Below are 16,438 nucleotides of genomic sequence, written 5' to 3' on the forward strand. Positions count from 1 at the left end.
TGATCCGGCTATGTCTACCATCGTGATAGGCCTGTCCATGGGTATGCTGCTGTTTTTGCTGGCGGCAGGTCTGACCCTTATTTTCGGCATGCTGCGGGTAATCAATTTTGCCCATGGCTCGCTCTATATGCTCGGCGCATATCTCGCGTTTCAGGTGGTAAATATCACCGGAAGCTTTTGGGCAGGATTGATCGCTGCGCCGATTATTGCAGCGATTGTTGGCGCGTTAATGGAGCGTATCGCGCTCCGGCCGGTTTATAACCGCGATCATGTATACCAGCTTTTGCTGACCTTCGGGTTCATTCTGGTGATTGACGAGGCCGTCCGGATCATTTGGGGGCTGGAATATAAACAAATGTATCCGCCGGAGTTATTTTCCGGCGCGATCGAAATGTTCGGTAGTTCCGTGCCAAGTTACCGACTGTTTATTATTGGCTTCGGTGCAGCTGTTTCAGCAGGCCTGTTCTTCATGCTCGATCGCAGTCGATACGGCATGATCATCCGCGCGGCCAGCGGCGACCCTGAGATGGTGCGGACGCTTGGCATTAACGTCTCGCTTGTTCGCACTGGGGTTTTCTCCTTCGGCGCTGGCCTCGCGGCCCTTGGAGGAGCCGTTGCCGGACCGCTATTTCCAATCGAGCTTGGCATGGGTTTTAACATTATCATCGATAGCTTCATTGTCGTGATCATAGGGGGGCTTGGCAACATTCGCGGTGCGGTGTTGGCGGCCTTGTTAATCGGTATGACGCGGGCACTCGGCTATAGCTACGCGCCGAGCTGGGTCGATTTTCTCACCTTTATCCTGTTGATTGGAACTCTCATTCTCCGGCCCGAAGGGCTATTCAGTCGCAAGGGACGTACGGCATGAACGCACAACGCTTAATGGCGCTCGTTGTCGCCATCATAATTTCTGTGCCCTTGATGTTTCCTGATGGACAAAATGTTGGATTAGTGAACGCTATCCTGATCTGGTCCATATTTGCTATCGGCTTTGACTTGGTGTTCGGTGTTGCAGGTATGCTGTCATTCGGACATGCCGCTTTCTTCGGCGTGGGGGCCTATACCCTTTCGCTGCTGACAATGCGCATGGGCTGGGATTTCATTCCAGCACTTGGGGCCGCCGGTTTGGTTGGCGGGGCTCTTGCGCTAGTCTTCAGCTATTTTGCGATCCGGGTATCTGGATTGTTCTTCGCGCTTCTCACGCTCGCGTTATCCCAACTTATTTATATCATGGCGGGAACAAAGCTTCGAATGCTCACAGGTGGTGTCGATGGTATCGCCGGTGTTCCGCGCCCGGACCTGTTCGGCATCGATTTCTATAATGACAGCAACTATTATTTCTTTTTGCTGACGTTGTTCGTGCTGGCATTGCTGATTTCCGGTCTTATTCGGATATCCCCTCTGGGGCAGGCCCTGAAAGCCATTAAGTCCAACGAAGTGCGGGCAGAGCAGATCGGCTTCAATGTCCAGCGGCTGCAACGGTCGGTATTTACTATTTCAGGTATTTATGCAGGTGTGAGTGGCGGTCTACTTGCCTCTCTTATCTTCTATGTCGGACCGCAAATGCTTCATTGGAAAACATCCGGTGATGTTGTGATTATGGTTCTGCTGGGCGGCATGGGAACGTTGTTTGGGCCTATTCTTGGCGTTGCGATATTCGAGATTATGCGTGAATGGCTCTCGACCCAGACATCTCATTGGTACGGCATACTGGGGCTAATATTTATCATTTCCACGATTGCCATGCCGAAAGGTATTGCGGGCATGATTATTCAGCTTTGGAACCGCATCATGCCGGGGAGTAAGCCATGAACACCGCCGCAGAAAATAAATCTGTACTACGTTGTGAGGATATCGAGGTGTCCTATGGCGCCTTCAAGGCCGTCACTAATGTCAGCTATGAGTTCAAACCGGGGTTGTTGTATGGTCTGATTGGACCCAATGGCGCGGGAAAGACGACGCTTATGAATGCGTTGTCGGGCCGGGCGCAACTCAGCAATGGCCGGGTGTTTCTGAATGAGCAGGAAATAACTGGTCAGCCTCCTCATGCGCGCACATGGGCGGGCCTCGGCCGGAGCTTCCAGATTACACAGATCTTCCCTGAGATGACAGTGTTCGAAAATCTGCGTCTTGCGGCGCAAGCGCATCGTTTCAGGCTGCAGCCTTTTTGGCGTCCTGTGAGCAAGTTTAAAGATATCGCCCGTGATGCGGAGCGGGTTCTTTCTGAGATTGGGCTGGAAGGCTTCGGGCATGTCAGTGCGGGAAGCCTCTCACATGGTGATCAGCGTGCCCTTGAAATTGGTTTGGCGCTCTTGAGTGAACCCAAGGTATTGCTATTGGATGAACCGCTCGCTGGTGTTGGTCATGATGTTGCGGAAAAGGCCGTCGAGTTGATCCGTAAAGTTTCTGAGGGACGCACAGTCTTGTTGATTGAGCATAACATGGACGTGGTGATGGAAATTTCTGATGAGATTATCGTCATGCTCGCGGGCGAAATTCTGGCGTCCGGCGCGGCGGAAACGATCAAACGGGATCCGCGCGTCCGCACCGCTTATCTGGGAGAGGAAGAATGAGCCTTCTGGAAATGCAAAACTGTGATGTTTTTTATGGTAAGGCGCAGGCTTTGCACGATGTCTCCATCAATGTGGAAGAGGGCGAGATCATATCTCTTATCGGCCGGAATGGTGCGGGGAAAAGCACCTTATTGAAGGCTATTATGGGGTTGAATCCGATTGCTGCCGGAAAACGTATATATGACGGACAGGATGCGACGAAAGTCGCGACAGAAAAGCTCGGGCGGTCGGGCATTGCCTATGTGCCGGAAGATCGCCGGATATTTGCGACATTAGATGTAGATGAAAATTTGCGAGATCGCAACTGTGATGGGCCGCAACGGAGCTTGGAACCTCGATCGGGTGTACGATCTTTTCCCACGTCTGAAGGAGCGGATGAATTCACGCGGTGATACCTTGTCAGGTGGGGAGCAGCAAATGCTTGCTGTTGGTCGCGGATTGTTGACCAATCCGAAGCTATTGTTGCTGGATGAGCCGACTGAAGGTCTTGCTCCTTTAGTGGTTGAGGATCTGATCAATGCCATGGCCCTGATTAACGCCGAAGGCGTGGCAATTCTTCTTGTGGAACAAAATTTGAAAGTGCCTCTCAAACTGGCGAAACGGCAATATATGATCGACAACGGACATATTCGCTGGTCAGGGAAAACCGAAGAATTACTGGCGGAGCGGGAAAAAATTGAAGGGCTTATAAGTCTCTAAACTCGGAGTGAAGAAAATGTCAGACGTGTATATCATTGGAATTGGAATGTCGCAGTTCGGGAAATTCTTGAACCGTTCCGTCAAGGACATGACTGCCGAAGTCGTTGCGGAGGCACTGGAAGATGCCGGTTTGGACCGCGAGAGCATTCAGGCGGCCTTTTTTGCCAATGCCTCCCAAGCGGCGGTTGAGGCGCAATATCTGGTGCCCGGACAAATAGCCCTCCGTGCCGCCGGATTTGAAGGAATTCCGATTACCAATATCGAGAATGCCTGTGCCAGTGCCAGCACCGCGCTCAATTCAGCTTGCGCTTTTGTTCAGTCGGGTCAGGGCGATATCGCGCTCGCAATCGGAACAGACAAGATGAATTCGACGGATCGCGCCCGCTCATTCGCGGTATTTGATGGTGGCTGGGATGTTCATAGGGCGGCAGAATCCATTGCCCGCCTGAAGGATATGTCAAAGGATATGCCTTTACCGCCGGAAGCCGAGGATGATGGCGGGCAGCGCAGCGTTTTTATGGATGTCTATGCATCGCTGGCGCGAAATCACATGAACAGCTTTGGTATTACACAAGCCGAAATTGCCGCTGCCTGTGCAAAGAACCATACTCATTCCCAGTATAATCCGAAAGCGCAATATCAGAACAAGATGACGGTGGAAGAGGTTCTAAAGGATCGTCCTGTTGCTTGGCCGCTTACGCTAGCCATGTGCGCACCGATCAGTGACGGCGCTGCGGCGGCCATTGTGGTTTCGGAAGAAAAGGCGCGGCAGCTTGGACTTGGACGGGCAGTGCGTGTCGCGGCTACAGTGTTGCGCTCAGGTACGAACCGTAAACATGACGAATTTAATAAGCAAATCACACATCTCGCGGCAAATGCAGCTTATGAAAAAGCAGGACTTTCGCCTAAGGACATGGACGTCGCGGAAGTTCACGATGCGACGGCCTTTGCTGAAGTTCTCCAGGTTGAGGCATTGGGCTTCTGTGATTTTGGGGAAGGTGGGCGTTTGTCCGCAGAAGGTCATACAACAGTGGGCGGTCGCATTCCTGTTAATCCCTCCGGGGGCTGGAATCCCGAGGGCATCCCATTGGCGCAACCGGTCTGGCGCAGGTTTATGAGCTTGTAACACAGCTGCGCGGGGAGGCGGGTCCTCGACAGGTGGACGGCGCACGGACTGCCATTGCCGAAAACGGTGGTGGATTTCTAGGCTATGAAGAAGCCGCCGCCTGCATCACTATTTTGCAAAAAAACTGATCGACTGCGGGAGAGAAAATCGTGCGTGTAATAGACTATTTCGATCGGGGCGTTGCCCTTGACCCACAGAGAGTTTGTCTGAAAGACAGCAGCATTTCGCGCAGCTATGCGGAGGTGCAGGAACGCAACTACAGGATTGCCAATGCCCTGATCCGTCTGGGTGTGAAGCCTCAGGTGAAAGGCGCTGTTTTTAGTTCCAACGCCGTGCCGGCATTTGAATGCTGTCTTGGTATGTTGCGTGCAGGTATTGTCTGGGTGCCGCTTAATGCGAAGAATGAAGTCAAAGAAAACGCCTATATCCTTGATAACTGTGATGTGGAAATACTTTTCTATCATAGTGAATTCGAGGAGAAAGCCGGAGAATTCGCCAAGCTTTGCCCGAAAATCCAGCATTTCATCTGTATCGATAAATCGGGTGGTCGCGGCGTCTATCTGGAAGACTGGATAGAGGGTGAGGAGAGCACCGATCCGGATATCGCAAGCGATCAGGATACATTAGCCTCTATCTTTTCATCCGGTGGAACAACGGGCCTTCCAAAAGGTGTGCTCTGGACCAACCGTATATGGGATGCCATGATTACGGCCTTCTATACTACGATGCCGATGAAGAAACCGCCGGTTCATCTGGTTGTTGCCCCGATGTCCCATGCCGCAGGTGTGCTTGCCATTCTCTCCATGGCGAATGGCGGGACACAGGTAATTCTTCCGCAGTTTGATGCGGAAATGGTTGCGAAGACAATCGAGAGTGAGGGGGTAACGCATCTCTTCCTGCCGCCGACGGCGATTTACATGCTGCTCGCCTATCCGGATGTAAAGAAATTTGACTACAGCAGTCTGGAGCATTTTATCTATGCTGCGGCGCCGATGTCAGTCGACAAGCTGAAGGAATGTCTGGATATTTTTGGGCCGGTCATGAGTCAGTCTTTCGGGCAGGCCGAGGCACCCATGTTCTGCACCTATCTTTCACCTCAAGATCATCTCGTAATGGGAAGTAATACAAAAGAAAAAAGGCTGGCAAGCTGCGGGCGCCAAACCCTGCAGACCCGTGTCCGGATAATGGATGATGAGGGCAATCTCCTGCCGCCGAATGAACGCGGGGAAATTGTCGTTCAGGGCAATCTGGTTATGACGGGCTATTACAAGAACCCCGAAGCGACGGAAGAGGTCTCCACCTTCGGTTGGCACCATACCGGCGATATCGGGTATATCGATGAAGACGGGTATGTCTACATTGTCGACCGCAAGAAGGACATGATCATCACCGGTGGATTCAACGTCTACCCGAGTGAAATCGAGCAGGTGATCTGGGGCCATCCTTCCGTTCAGGATTGTGCCGTCATTGGTGCCCCCGATGAAAAATGGGGCGAGGCGGTAAAGGCGGTGATTGAGCTGAAACCAGGCTGCACACTAGAGGAAGAGGAGATTATCAGTCTCTGCAAGAAAACCCTTGGCAGCGTAAAGGCACCGAAGTCCGTTGAAATCTGGAAAAGCCTCCCCCGTACACCGGTTGGAAAAGTGCGCAAGAAAGATATTCGTGCGAGCTTCTGGACCGATAAAGAGCGGGCAATCTAGCATCTCGAAGTGAGGGGCTGACGGTCGGAACATATGACCCTGAAACAGCAATAATAACTGGGGACGTAATGTAATGAATATTTCAGATTTTCTATCGCGTGTAGCACGGGTTTATGGCGATAAGCCCGCCGTCTCCCTCGGGACGACACAGCTCCATACCTACAGCGAGTTTGCCGATCGTGTACAAGGCCTCGCGGGGGCTCTTCGCGGTGAGCTTGGGCTGGGCCCCGGGGATCGGGTTGGTCTCGCCATGTTGAATACGCCGCAGTATCTGGAAATTCTGGTGGCCTGCTGGCATGCGGGACTATGTGTCGTGCCTATGAACTCCAAGCTGCATCCGAAGGAATTCGGCTATATCATTAAGAATGCGGGCGTTAAGGCCTGCTTTGTTACCGAAAACTTGATGGATGGTATCAGCGAGTCTTTAGAAACTGTCGACGGGTTCGAGCGGGTTCTGTGCGTAAATGACGATGCCTATGAAGCGCTGCTAAGGCACCCCCCGATTGAGATGGTGGATGTCTCAGAGACGGACCCGGCCTGGATCTTCTATACAAGCGGAACGACGGGCCAACCGAAAGGGGCGACGCTCACGCACCGGACTTTGCTGGGTATGACGCTTAGATATTACGCGGATGTGGATCAGCTCTCCCCGGAAGATACCTATTTTCACACGGCCCCGATGTCTCATGCGGATGGATTATATGCCATTCCGCATCTAATCAAGGCGTCGCACCATGTCGTGCCGGAAAGCGGCGGTTTCGACGTAGAGGAAATTTTTGGACTTCTTGAAACCTACAAAAATGCGACCTTCATGGCGGCACCGACAATGCTGACGCGGATGACGAACCATCCGAAGGCAGGCTCTGCCAAGTCTGAGAATATCAAGACAATCTATTACGGTGGCGCGCCGATGTATCTGGAGGATACCAAACGCGCCCTTGCGACATTTGGGCCCTGCCTGATCCAGATTTTTGGGCAAGGGGAATCTCCTAATACCGGCACCAGCCTCAGTAAACAGCTTCATGCCGATTACGATAACCCGAAGTATGAAAAGCGCCTCTCCAGCGTTGGCCTCCCGCGCACAGGCGTGGAAGTCAGAATTGTCGATGAGGAAGACAATGAAGTCCCGACCGGGGAACTCGGTGAGATTGTCTTGAAAAGTGACGTCGTCATGGCGGGGTATTGGAATAATCCGGAGGCAACAAACCAGGCGATACGGGATGGATGGCTTCATACTGGGGATATTGGATTTCTGGATGAAGACGGTTTTCTCACCCTGAAAGATCGATCGAAGGACATGATCATCAGTGGTGGCACCAACATTTATCCCCGTGAGATCGAGGAAATCCTGCTGATGGACAGCCGTTTGGATGAAGTTTCTGTTGTTGGTCGGCCGGAGCCGGACTGGGGGGAGGAAGTTGTCGCCTTTGTTGTCCTGAGGGAAGGGGAGACGGTTACTCCTGAAGAGTTAGAAGAGCTCTGCCTGAATAACATTGGCAGGTTCAAGCGGCCGAAAGAGTATTTCTTTGTCGATCAATTGCCGAAAAGTAATTACGGAAAAATCCTGAAAACTGAGCTCCGTAAACAATTTGCGAAATGATAAGTCTTCGATTGCAAAGCCAAAAACCTTTTGAGGCTTATTGAATAATCGGGTGAAGATTGTGATATCTACTGGCTTACGGGCGTTCTATTCCGAATAGGTGAAGATTTTACAATAGACGTATTCGTTTCAGCTTTTTCATGAAATGGGTCAAGCAAACTGTCCAGTTCTTGAACGGACTTCAATGCAAGGCGGACGATGAAACAATCATCGCCGGTTACTTTGTCGCAATTCGTAAAACGAGCCTCATCAAGGATCATTCTTTCAACAAGATGTAAACTTCCGGGGCGCGGTTTTATTCTGACGATGGCCTCAAGTTCGTAGCCAAGCGCCTTCATGTCGATATCAATAGTAAATTTTCGGATGACACCGCGGTCTTCCAACCGACGTACCCTGTCCTTGACGCTTGGCGCTGACATTCCGACAGCCTTTGCGAGATCACTCATGCTCAAGCGACCATCTGATTGAAGGTTCTTAAGAATGAGACGATCAGTACCATCAATGCCATTTTCAAAAACTAAGGTCATTCAGAAAAATTCCTAATAAAATATAATTAATATATAAAATTGCCTTACTTAAGTTATGTATATTAGGCTTAATAACCGCCATATTCAAGGCATGATCGTTTTGATAATTGGAGATGATAATGGATGTTTTGAAAATTGCGGCTTTTTCTGATGGCAACATCGGCGGCAATCCAGCGGGTGTCGTCTTGTGCGATACACTTCCGAGTCCAGAAAAAATGCAAATGGTTGCTGCAGAGGTAGGGTTTTCAGAAACGGCATTTGCCGCGCGGGAAAAGAATAGAAATTTTTGGAGGGTTCGCTATTTTTCCCCGGAATCTGAAGTTCCCTTTTGCGGTCATGCGACAATAGCGCTTGGCGCGGCATTAGCGGAAAAATGCGGTCCGGGGAAATATTTTCTTCGACTTAATGATGCGGAAATTAGTGTTGAAGGAGAGCCGGTTGGAAATCAGTATGCTGCGGCTTTGCAATCTCCGCCTACACGGAGTGAAAAACTGGGCGACGAAGAAATAGAGGCTGTGCTGGCACTATTTGGATATTCCCGGCTTCAGTTGGATGAAAGCATTCCACCCGCACGCGTTCACGGTGGAGCAGACCACTATGTTATTGCGCTCAAAAGCCGGAATGATCTTCGATCTATGAATTATGATCTGAACGCGGGCCGTCATTTTATGAACAGCCGTGGATTGATTACGATCATGCTCGTCTGGCAAGAAAGCAGTAGCAAGTTTCATGTCCGAAACGCTTTTGCCTCGGGGGGTGTATTTGAAGATCCCGCTACTGGAGCGGCCGCCGCAGCTTTTTCCGGCTATCTGCGAGATATTGAATGGCCCCGCGGCGGTAAGCTAGATATTATACAGGGGGAGGATATGGGAGCCCGGTCAATGATCGCAGTTGAATTTGGCGAAGAGATTGGAAGCTCAGTACGGGTTTCCGGAGTGACCCGCTCGATTGAATAAGGTATAAGTTGTCTGGGTGAAGAGGAGGGCGACAATGAAGAATGAACAAGACTTTCCCCCGCAAATGATAAAAACACCGAGCGCGTGGTACGGCCATGAGTTGGCAAAGGATACGAAAGCCTGGATAACACAACTTTCATCGGACGAAGCATTTAAGCTTGAAAAAGCAGCGGAACGCTTCCAGTCCGATGGTCTGGATCTGGCGAATATATCACCAGAAAATTTTTCACTCCCTCTTCTTGCGCCGAAACTGGCGCAATTACGCAATGATCTGATGCATGGTATTGGGTTCAGCCTTATGCGCGGTCTGCCGGTGCAGGAATACAGCCAGAAAAAGGCGGCAACAATATTCTGTGGAATAGGATCTTATCTCGGGCGTGCTCGATCGCAGAACGCCGCAGGTCATATCCTTGGGCATGTACGTGACGTCGGGAAAGACCCAAAAGATTCCGGAACTAGAATCTATCAAACAGCTCAGCGTCAGACATTTCATACGGATTCTACCGATGTTGTCGGCCTGATGTGCCTGCAAGAGGCGAAGGAGGGGGGCTCTCCCAGCTTGTCAGTACCGTCACGATCTACAATGAGATGCAGCGACAAAGGCCTGATTTGGTTGCGGAAATGTTCAAGCCCGTGGCGACAGATCGGCGGGGCGAGGTGCCGGCGGGTCAGAAGCCCTTTTTTGAAATACCGGTATTGAACTGGCATCACGGGCTTTTAACAGGGCTGTATCAACGGCAATATGTTAATAGTGCACAGCGCTTCCCCGATGCGCCCCGTCTTACCGAGAAACAGGTGGAGGCGCTCGATTTTTTTGATTCTCTCGCGAATGACCCTACGTTGCATCTCTCCATGCAGCTGGAGCCGGGCGACATTCAGTTCGTGTATAATCATTCCTTGCTACATGATCGGACAGCGTTTGTTGACTGGTCAGAGACAAATAAGAAGCGTCACTTGCTGAGGTTATGGTTGTCTCTGCCCGGTGACCGTCCGCTGCCGGATTGTTTTCGTCAGCGTTATGGTACGATTGAAATCGGTAATCGCGGTGGCATCATCGTTGAGGGAACGAGGCTCAATGTTCCTCTGGACGCGTGAATTTAGACTGACAAATTAATCATGTTTCATCCAACGAAACTTTGCTTCTTTAGGTAAAATACTGAAAAAGCGAAGTTTTTTTATCTTACCGAAACCCGCAGAATTCTAACGTCTGCGGAGCCTTCTGCTTGTCTGAATGGGCGTAATTTTCAAACTAATTTTATAAAACATCTTGTATTGATATTGATAATCATTATTAACTATTGCCAGTTAATGCTAATGATTCTTAATAGCAGTTAGAGTCGTTAGCGAAATAAACAAGAAAACGGAGTGCATGAAATGCCTAGGTCTGCTCGCTTGGTTGCCCTTACAACTTGCTGTTATTTTGCTTTGACAACAGCTCTTTACGCACAATCTTCAAATTCGAAACCGGACATGACTGTGGCGCAAACAACTTCGAAAACGGACGCCGATCAAGGCGAGACCAAAGTAGAAAATAACGAGAATAAGGCAGATGAGACAACGTCTACACAATCGAATCCAAGTATGACATCGCTCCCGCCGGTGACAGTCACAGCGGATCGCAAACAGAAAACCCTATTGGAAACTCCCGGTAATGTGTCAACAGTGACGCGCGAAGACCTCGACCGGCGCATGGATAACGTGATTGAAGAGGTGTTCAAATACGAGCCAGGGATTGAGGTGCCCAAGCAAAGCACCAGCACCGATCCTTTCTCCAGTTCGGGCGGTATCCGCATACGTGGGGTTGGCGGTAACCGGACACAGGTTCTAGTGGACGGAAACCGGACGATTGAACGGATTACGGATTCAACCCGCGACATCGTGGAATCCTCTAACGTTAAGGCCGTGGAGATCATTCGCGGGCCTTCTTCGGTTCTTTGGGGAAGTGACGCGCTTGGCGGAACGGTCAATTTTGTCACGAAGGATCCTTCTGACTATCTGACTGGTGGGAAGTCGGTCGGTGGTTCTGCTGATTTCAGCTATGGCACACTGGATGAGGCCTTTACCGAGTCTGTCACTGGTGCCGCGCGGTTCAGCCGCAAGTTTGAGGCTTTGTTGAGCTATACACGTCGGGACGGACGGGAGACAGATCTTGGGAATGCAGAGGTCGGTCCTTATGCTATTCAGGAATGCCCGAGAAATCCAGAGGCAACGCCCTGTAATGAATATGACCCGACCATCAGCCAGTCGAACAACCTGCTTTCCAAGCTAGTCTGGCATCCGTCCGACACCAACCAGTTCCGTCTGACGGGCGAGTATTTCAACCGAGACACTTCCGTTGACCAGAATTCAGTGCTCGGCCCGGACGGCACCTCGGATATTCACGCATATGATCATGAGCAGAAGATCAAGCGCTATCGCCTGTCCGTTGATCAGGACTGGCTTATTGAAGATCTGAACTGGCTTGATCGTATAAAGTGGCAGGTGACCTACTCCCCACAAAAGGTTGATCGTTTCAGTGAGCGTTACCGCACGGTCATTGCGAGTGGTGATGAGGAGGTTCGGGAGATCAGTCAGTATTATGACGAGACTTTCTATGAAGGTGATTTCCAACTGGAATCCTCCTTTAACTGGGGCGAGAGCCTGCACACCCTGACCTATGGGTTGGACGGGGATGTAACGACGACAGATTATAACCGCGAGGACATCACCCATAACATTACAACAGACACGACAACGGTGACGCGGGCGGGGGGCTTCAACTTCGCCGATGCAACAACGACCCGCCTGGATACCTATGTCCAGGACGAGATGTCCTTCAATAACGGTCGGCTCAAGATAACGCCGGGGGTACGCTTCACTAATTACTCCATCAATCCAAAGACGGATGGCGACTATCAACTTGTGCCAGGGGCGGAGCCGAAGAAGGTCACGGCGTCGGATCTGCAGTTCAAGTTGGGCACAATTTACGAACTGACAGATGTCTATTCCGTTTATGGGCAATATGCGCAAGGCTTTAAGATGCCTACAGCACAACAACTCTATCAATCTCTTGACAGCTTGCCATTCTTTGCGCTGGTGCCGAACCCTGATCTTGAACCTGAGTCGGTCGATAGTTATGAGCTGGGCTTCCGGGGTGACTTTGGAAACAAGGGGTATTTCTCAATCAACGGCTTCGTCGCGAAGTACAAGAACTTTATCGAAAACTTCGTCGATGCAGATCCTGCGGATTACGGCCTGCCTCCTGGAACAATGACCCTTACATATGACAATGCAGACTCGCTTCTTATGTATGGCATCGAGGCAACCGCGGCCATGCAACTTCCTGGCAACTTCTCGACAAGAGTGGCGCTGTCCTATCAGAAGGGCAAGATCAAGGACAATGGCATTGAGGAAACTTATAATGGTGCTTTGCCGCTCCAAGTTGTGACGGGTTTACGTTATGTGCATCCGAAGCTTGGTTTCGATGTAGAACTGGTCGGAACATTTCAGGCCGGTTCCGCCGATGTGGCCGATCCTGCGACAGAATTTTCACCGGGCGGATATGCGGTGTTCGATGTCCTTGCGGGTTGGCAGGCGGCAGAAAATCTCACGCTCAGGGCGGGCTTAACCAACATCTTCGATACGCGCTACTTTGGACCGGAAACACGTGGCTTTCCAATCAATGGTACGGATGCGGTTAAGAGGGGTAACCCGATTGAGCTGCAAACTGCACCGGGGCGTAGCCTCAAGGTCGGTCTCAGCTACGCTTTCTGACAGCGGCGATCTCCAACCCTCTTTCTTTAATCCAAAATATCGGACGGGGCGCCTGTTAGTCCAGTTCGGAAAGTGAACGAATGACAGAACTCGCGCGACAACTCTGGATGATCCTGCGCATAAGCTTCTTTAACCTAGCAAACAGCCGCAATGTATTTTTGTACATTGTGGTTTTGCTTTTTGAGTTGGGCAGCATACCGATTTCTGTTCGTCTGATCCAGTGGACGGCCGATTTCTATGGCGCGCTGGAACGCTTTGACGGGTCGGAAGCAGCACGTCAGGTTGGTATTTACGCTCTGCTAATTTCGGCTTACGCGGCACTCGCGCTTGCTGGAGGGTATCTTCGCAAGTTTCTCATCATGCGCTGGCGGCAGGATCTGACCGGCGCCGTCCTCAACGACTGGCTCTCGGACAAGATTTACTGGCGTCTCCAGAATGGCTACGGGGTCGAGAAAATCGACAATCCAGATCAGCGTATTGCCGATGACTGCCGCCTGTTCGTTGAAGAGTTTGTCGACGAAACGCTTGATCTCATTACATCGGTGACGGGGCTGTTCACCTACATCGCCGTGCTCTGGTCGCTTTCGAATTTTCCATTGGAATTCACGCTGTTCGACTGGGACGTGTCAATCCCTCGCTACATGGTCTGGGCGGCGTTCCTTTATGTTCTCCTCTCCAGCGGATTAACTCATTGGCTGGGCTACCCGTTGAAGAAACTGACGTTTAATCAACAGAGAAAAGAAGCAGATTTTCGCTTCGATTTGGTACGGTTGCGAGAAAATGCGGACCCCATCGCCGTCTCCGGCTTTGAAGGGGCGGAGCGGCGTCGACTGGATGAAAAGTTCGCCGCTATCGTTGCCAACTGGCGGCGGCTGATACTGCGGGAATTTTATCTTGGATGTTTCAAGATCCCGTATTTCCGCACCATCTTGCGCATACCGCTCCTGTTGGCGTTGCCGGCCTATTTCGCGGGGCATGTGAATTTTGGTGGATTGATGCAGCTCGCCTCCGCCTTTCAAAGTGTGGTCACGACGTTATCGTGGTTTATTTTTGCCTATAACCGTCTTGCGGCACTTGCGGCGACGATAACCCGGCTTGGTGATCTGCTGGACGCGATCGAGCGATGCAAAAATGCGCCAGAGAGCGAAATTTCGGTGACGAAACATCCGGGCGGTGACATTCATGTCAAGAAATTAACCCTTGAAAGCCCGGTCGGAAAATCTTTGCAAATTCCGTCCGAGTGGGACCTGAAGTCCGGGGAGCATGTCTGGATTTCCGGCCCTTCCGGTCTCGGCAAGAGCACTTTCCTAAAGGCGCTTGCAAATATCTGGCCCTATGGTCATGGCGAGATCCAAATTCCGGATGGAAAGTCGTGTGCCTTTATTCCTCAGCGGAGCACGATCAACGGAACAAGTCTTGCCGAAAGCGCTGTTTATCCCCTGGAAGAGGGGAGCATCAGTCTTGATGAGGCGTCGGATTACCTGGAGGCCGTTGGTTTGCCGGATCAGGCTCGGGCGTTGCAGGCGGGATTAAAGCCGGATATTTCGGGCCTCTCCGGAGGAGAGCTGCAACGCCTGGCACTTGTGCGGCTATTGATTGAAAAGCCGGACTGGGTGTTCATGGACGAGGCCAGCAGCGCTATTGACAGTGATAGCGAAGCAGAAATTTTCGCCCGGCTGCGGGCGCGGTTACCGAACACGACCTTTATTCTTGTGGCGCATCGTCCGCCCGACGGCTTTGGCGAATTGCGTCATATTCCGCTCTCCCCAAACCCGGGAATTCCTATATTCGATCTCACTAAGTAAAAGGAAGTTATTCTAAATGACAGCAAGTTACCCACATCCCGTTTCAAGCTGGCTTGATCCAGATACCGGCGCCTTGATTCCGCATGCTGCGTTAATCTCAGAACTTGCGCAAAATCGCGTTGTCTTGCTGGGGGAGACCCATGATCAGTACGACATCCATCGCTGGCAGCTTTATGTGACGGCCGCACTTCATGCCTATAACTCGAATATCGTAGTCGGTTTCGAGATGTTTCCAAGAAGCGCCCAACCTATTTTGGACAAATGGACGGCGGGCGATTTGTCGGAGGAGGCGTTTCTGGAAAAGGTCGACTGGAAAAAAGTCTGGGGCTTTCCGCCGGAGCTTTACTTGCCGATCTTCCGCTTTTGTCGGGAAGTCGGAGTTCGGATGATCGCGCTTAATTGCTATCGCGCGCTGGTGACCCGCGTCGGCAAGGAGGGGTGGGAGGCCGTCGCTGAGGAGGATCGTGACGGTCTGACACCCGCAAAGCCCGCTACCGAAGCCTATCGCGACTATCTCTTCTCGCTCGTTTCTGGCCCGGACGGTATTTTTCTAACAAAGTCAGAGGAAGCCGAAGCGCGCAAAGATCGTTTTACCCGTGCGCAGCAGACATGGGATCGCGCTTTTGCCTGTAATATCGCCGCGACGCAAACGGGTGATAATCCACCGCTCGTCATCGGGATCATTGGGCGTGGGCATTTGGAATTTGGGCATGGGACGCCATATCAATTGGAAGATCTCGGCATCGACAAGGTCTCAGTCCTTCTCCCATCTAAAGGAGAATCCGGGGAAAGAGAGCAGCAGCCCGGTATTGCCCGCGCTTGTTTTTGCCTGCCAAATGTTCACGAGAGAGGAGACATGGATTGCTGTGAGGCGGAGCCTGAATAAGCGAAAACAGGAAACCCATCGCGCTGTATAAACGGAGTTTTCCGTTCAATGACACTGACATAGCATGGCCTTGTAATTATTTTGCGTTAAGGCCATGCTAATTGATAATATGATATTCTTTCTGAAATTGACGTAATGATCGTATTTAATTAGATTTTTATAATAATATTTATGTTGGAAGCTTGATTTTTGAATGAGTAAATTCACTCTGTTTTTAGTCATTTTTATGTTGGCAATTCTGTTGACTGATATCGATACTGCGGTTGCACAGGCAACAGAGACTGGAACAGACGCGCAAGAATGCAAGGAATATGGCGTCGATTACCAGCAGACGGAAGGTCTGACAAAAGAAGAAATTACAGACCGGATGGACAGGGCTCTGTTCGAGTCGCTCAATAAATATGACGATTGCCTACAACAATCTCAGTCTGGCGGTGCGGCTTCCGCTAACGGAGCCAGCGGTTCCCAAGGTATCAATGGTGCCAATGGAAATGCGGTTGGTACGGAGGCTTCCTCCTCAACGGCGTCTGCCGGTATTCAGGGGACGGAGAAAACCGACACAACGGATAAATCCAGTTCGCCCACGACGGCAGCTGACGCCGCTGAAAATAAACAGGCACAAGCGCAAACGCAGGATAAGGTGCTGCCAAATGGTAAGCTGCCCGATGATATTCCGTCGTCTGACAACGACACTGTGCTACAACAAAAGGTGAAAGAGGCGGCGATGAATGAGCCTGACCCCGAAAAACGTGCCAAGTTGTGGAATGAATATCGTAAGCTTAAGGGCTTATCGCAAATTTAAGGTTGAAAGCA

Annotated in this window: 13 protein-coding genes and 2 pseudogenes; 14 read left to right on the forward strand and 1 reads right to left on the reverse strand. The window is 51.1% G+C overall.

What is annotated here, in order from left to right; genetic code table 11:
* Positions 1 to 10 precede the first annotated feature (10 nt).
* The 8 genes and pseudogenes from AC0L73_RS15025 (at position 11) to AC0L73_RS15060 (ending at position 7,698) form a co-directional block, all read left to right on the forward strand.
* Entirely contained in the window at positions 11 to 868 is an 858-nt protein-coding gene (locus AC0L73_RS15025) for a branched-chain amino acid ABC transporter permease (RefSeq protein WP_227950922.1), read from the forward strand.
* Entirely contained in the window at positions 865 to 1,812 is a 948-nt protein-coding gene (locus AC0L73_RS15030) for a branched-chain amino acid ABC transporter permease (protein WP_227950924.1), read from the forward strand. The genes AC0L73_RS15025 and AC0L73_RS15030 overlap by 4 nt, the downstream gene beginning before the upstream one ends.
* Entirely contained in the window at positions 1,809 to 2,573 is a 765-nt protein-coding gene (locus AC0L73_RS15035; protein ID WP_227950926.1) for an ABC transporter ATP-binding protein, read from the forward strand. Before AC0L73_RS15030 ends, AC0L73_RS15035 begins: the two co-directional genes overlap by 4 nt.
* The gene (locus AC0L73_RS15040; RefSeq protein WP_473654114.1) at positions 2,570 to 2,965 is read left to right on the forward strand and encodes an ATP-binding cassette domain-containing protein; all 396 of its coding nucleotides are present in this window, start codon (positions 2,570 to 2,572) and stop codon (positions 2,963 to 2,965) included. The genes AC0L73_RS15035 and AC0L73_RS15040 overlap by 4 nt, the downstream gene beginning before the upstream one ends.
* Positions 2,949 to 3,272, forward strand: coding sequence for an ATP-binding cassette domain-containing protein (locus AC0L73_RS15045; protein ID WP_473654115.1), 324 nt, complete (start codon positions 2,949 to 2,951; stop codon positions 3,270 to 3,272). The genes AC0L73_RS15040 and AC0L73_RS15045 overlap by 17 nt, the downstream gene beginning before the upstream one ends.
* Positions 3,273 to 3,318: 46 nt before the next feature.
* Positions 3,319 to 4,526 (forward strand): annotated as a pseudogene (locus tag AC0L73_RS15050) (thiolase family protein).
* Positions 4,527 to 4,547: 21 nt separating this feature from the next.
* The gene (locus tag AC0L73_RS15055; protein ID WP_473654116.1) at positions 4,548 to 6,098 is read left to right on the forward strand and encodes a class I adenylate-forming enzyme family protein; all 1,551 of its coding nucleotides are present in this window, start codon (positions 4,548 to 4,550) and stop codon (positions 6,096 to 6,098) included.
* Positions 6,099 to 6,171: 73 nt separating this feature from the next.
* On the forward strand, positions 6,172 to 7,698 hold the full coding sequence (locus AC0L73_RS15060; RefSeq protein WP_473654117.1) for a class I adenylate-forming enzyme family protein: 1,527 nt from the start codon (positions 6,172 to 6,174) through the stop codon (positions 7,696 to 7,698).
* Between the two features lie 68 nt (positions 7,699 to 7,766).
* Here AC0L73_RS15060 and AC0L73_RS15065 read toward each other — a convergent pair whose 3' ends face one another.
* Positions 7,767 to 8,225: an Lrp/AsnC family transcriptional regulator gene (locus AC0L73_RS15065; protein WP_227950937.1), complete on the reverse strand. Its 459-nt coding sequence runs from the start codon at positions 8,223 to 8,225 to the stop codon at positions 7,767 to 7,769.
* 119 nt (positions 8,226 to 8,344) lie between these two features.
* On the opposite strand from AC0L73_RS15065, the gene AC0L73_RS15070 reads away from it, so the two are divergent.
* The 6 genes and pseudogenes from AC0L73_RS15070 (at position 8,345) to AC0L73_RS15095 (ending at position 16,427) form a co-directional block, all read left to right on the forward strand.
* Complete coding sequence (locus AC0L73_RS15070) at positions 8,345 to 9,181, forward strand: PhzF family phenazine biosynthesis protein (protein ID WP_227950939.1); 837 nt, start codon at positions 8,345 to 8,347, stop codon at positions 9,179 to 9,181.
* A 34-nt stretch (positions 9,182 to 9,215) separates the two neighbouring features.
* A pseudogene (locus AC0L73_RS15075) lies at positions 9,216 to 10,276 on the forward strand (TauD/TfdA family dioxygenase).
* 381 nt (positions 10,277 to 10,657) lie between these two features.
* Entirely contained in the window at positions 10,658 to 12,934 is a 2,277-nt protein-coding gene (locus tag AC0L73_RS15080; protein WP_473654118.1) for a TonB-dependent hemoglobin/transferrin/lactoferrin family receptor, read from the forward strand.
* 80 nt (positions 12,935 to 13,014) lie between these two features.
* Positions 13,015 to 14,739 (forward strand): ABC transporter ATP-binding protein/permease, encoded by a 1,725-nt coding sequence (locus tag AC0L73_RS15085; RefSeq protein WP_473654119.1) that lies wholly within the window; start codon positions 13,015 to 13,017, stop codon positions 14,737 to 14,739.
* Between the two features lie 16 nt (positions 14,740 to 14,755).
* Positions 14,756 to 15,625, forward strand: coding sequence for a ChaN family lipoprotein (locus tag AC0L73_RS15090; protein WP_473654120.1), 870 nt, complete (start codon positions 14,756 to 14,758; stop codon positions 15,623 to 15,625).
* 193 nt (positions 15,626 to 15,818) lie between these two features.
* Positions 15,819 to 16,427, forward strand: a complete 609-nt coding sequence (locus tag AC0L73_RS15095) for a hypothetical protein (protein WP_227950951.1) — start codon at positions 15,819 to 15,821, stop codon at positions 16,425 to 16,427.
* Positions 16,428 to 16,438 lie beyond the last annotated feature (11 nt).

The organism is Sneathiella sp. D3-11 (genome assembly GCF_055809395.1).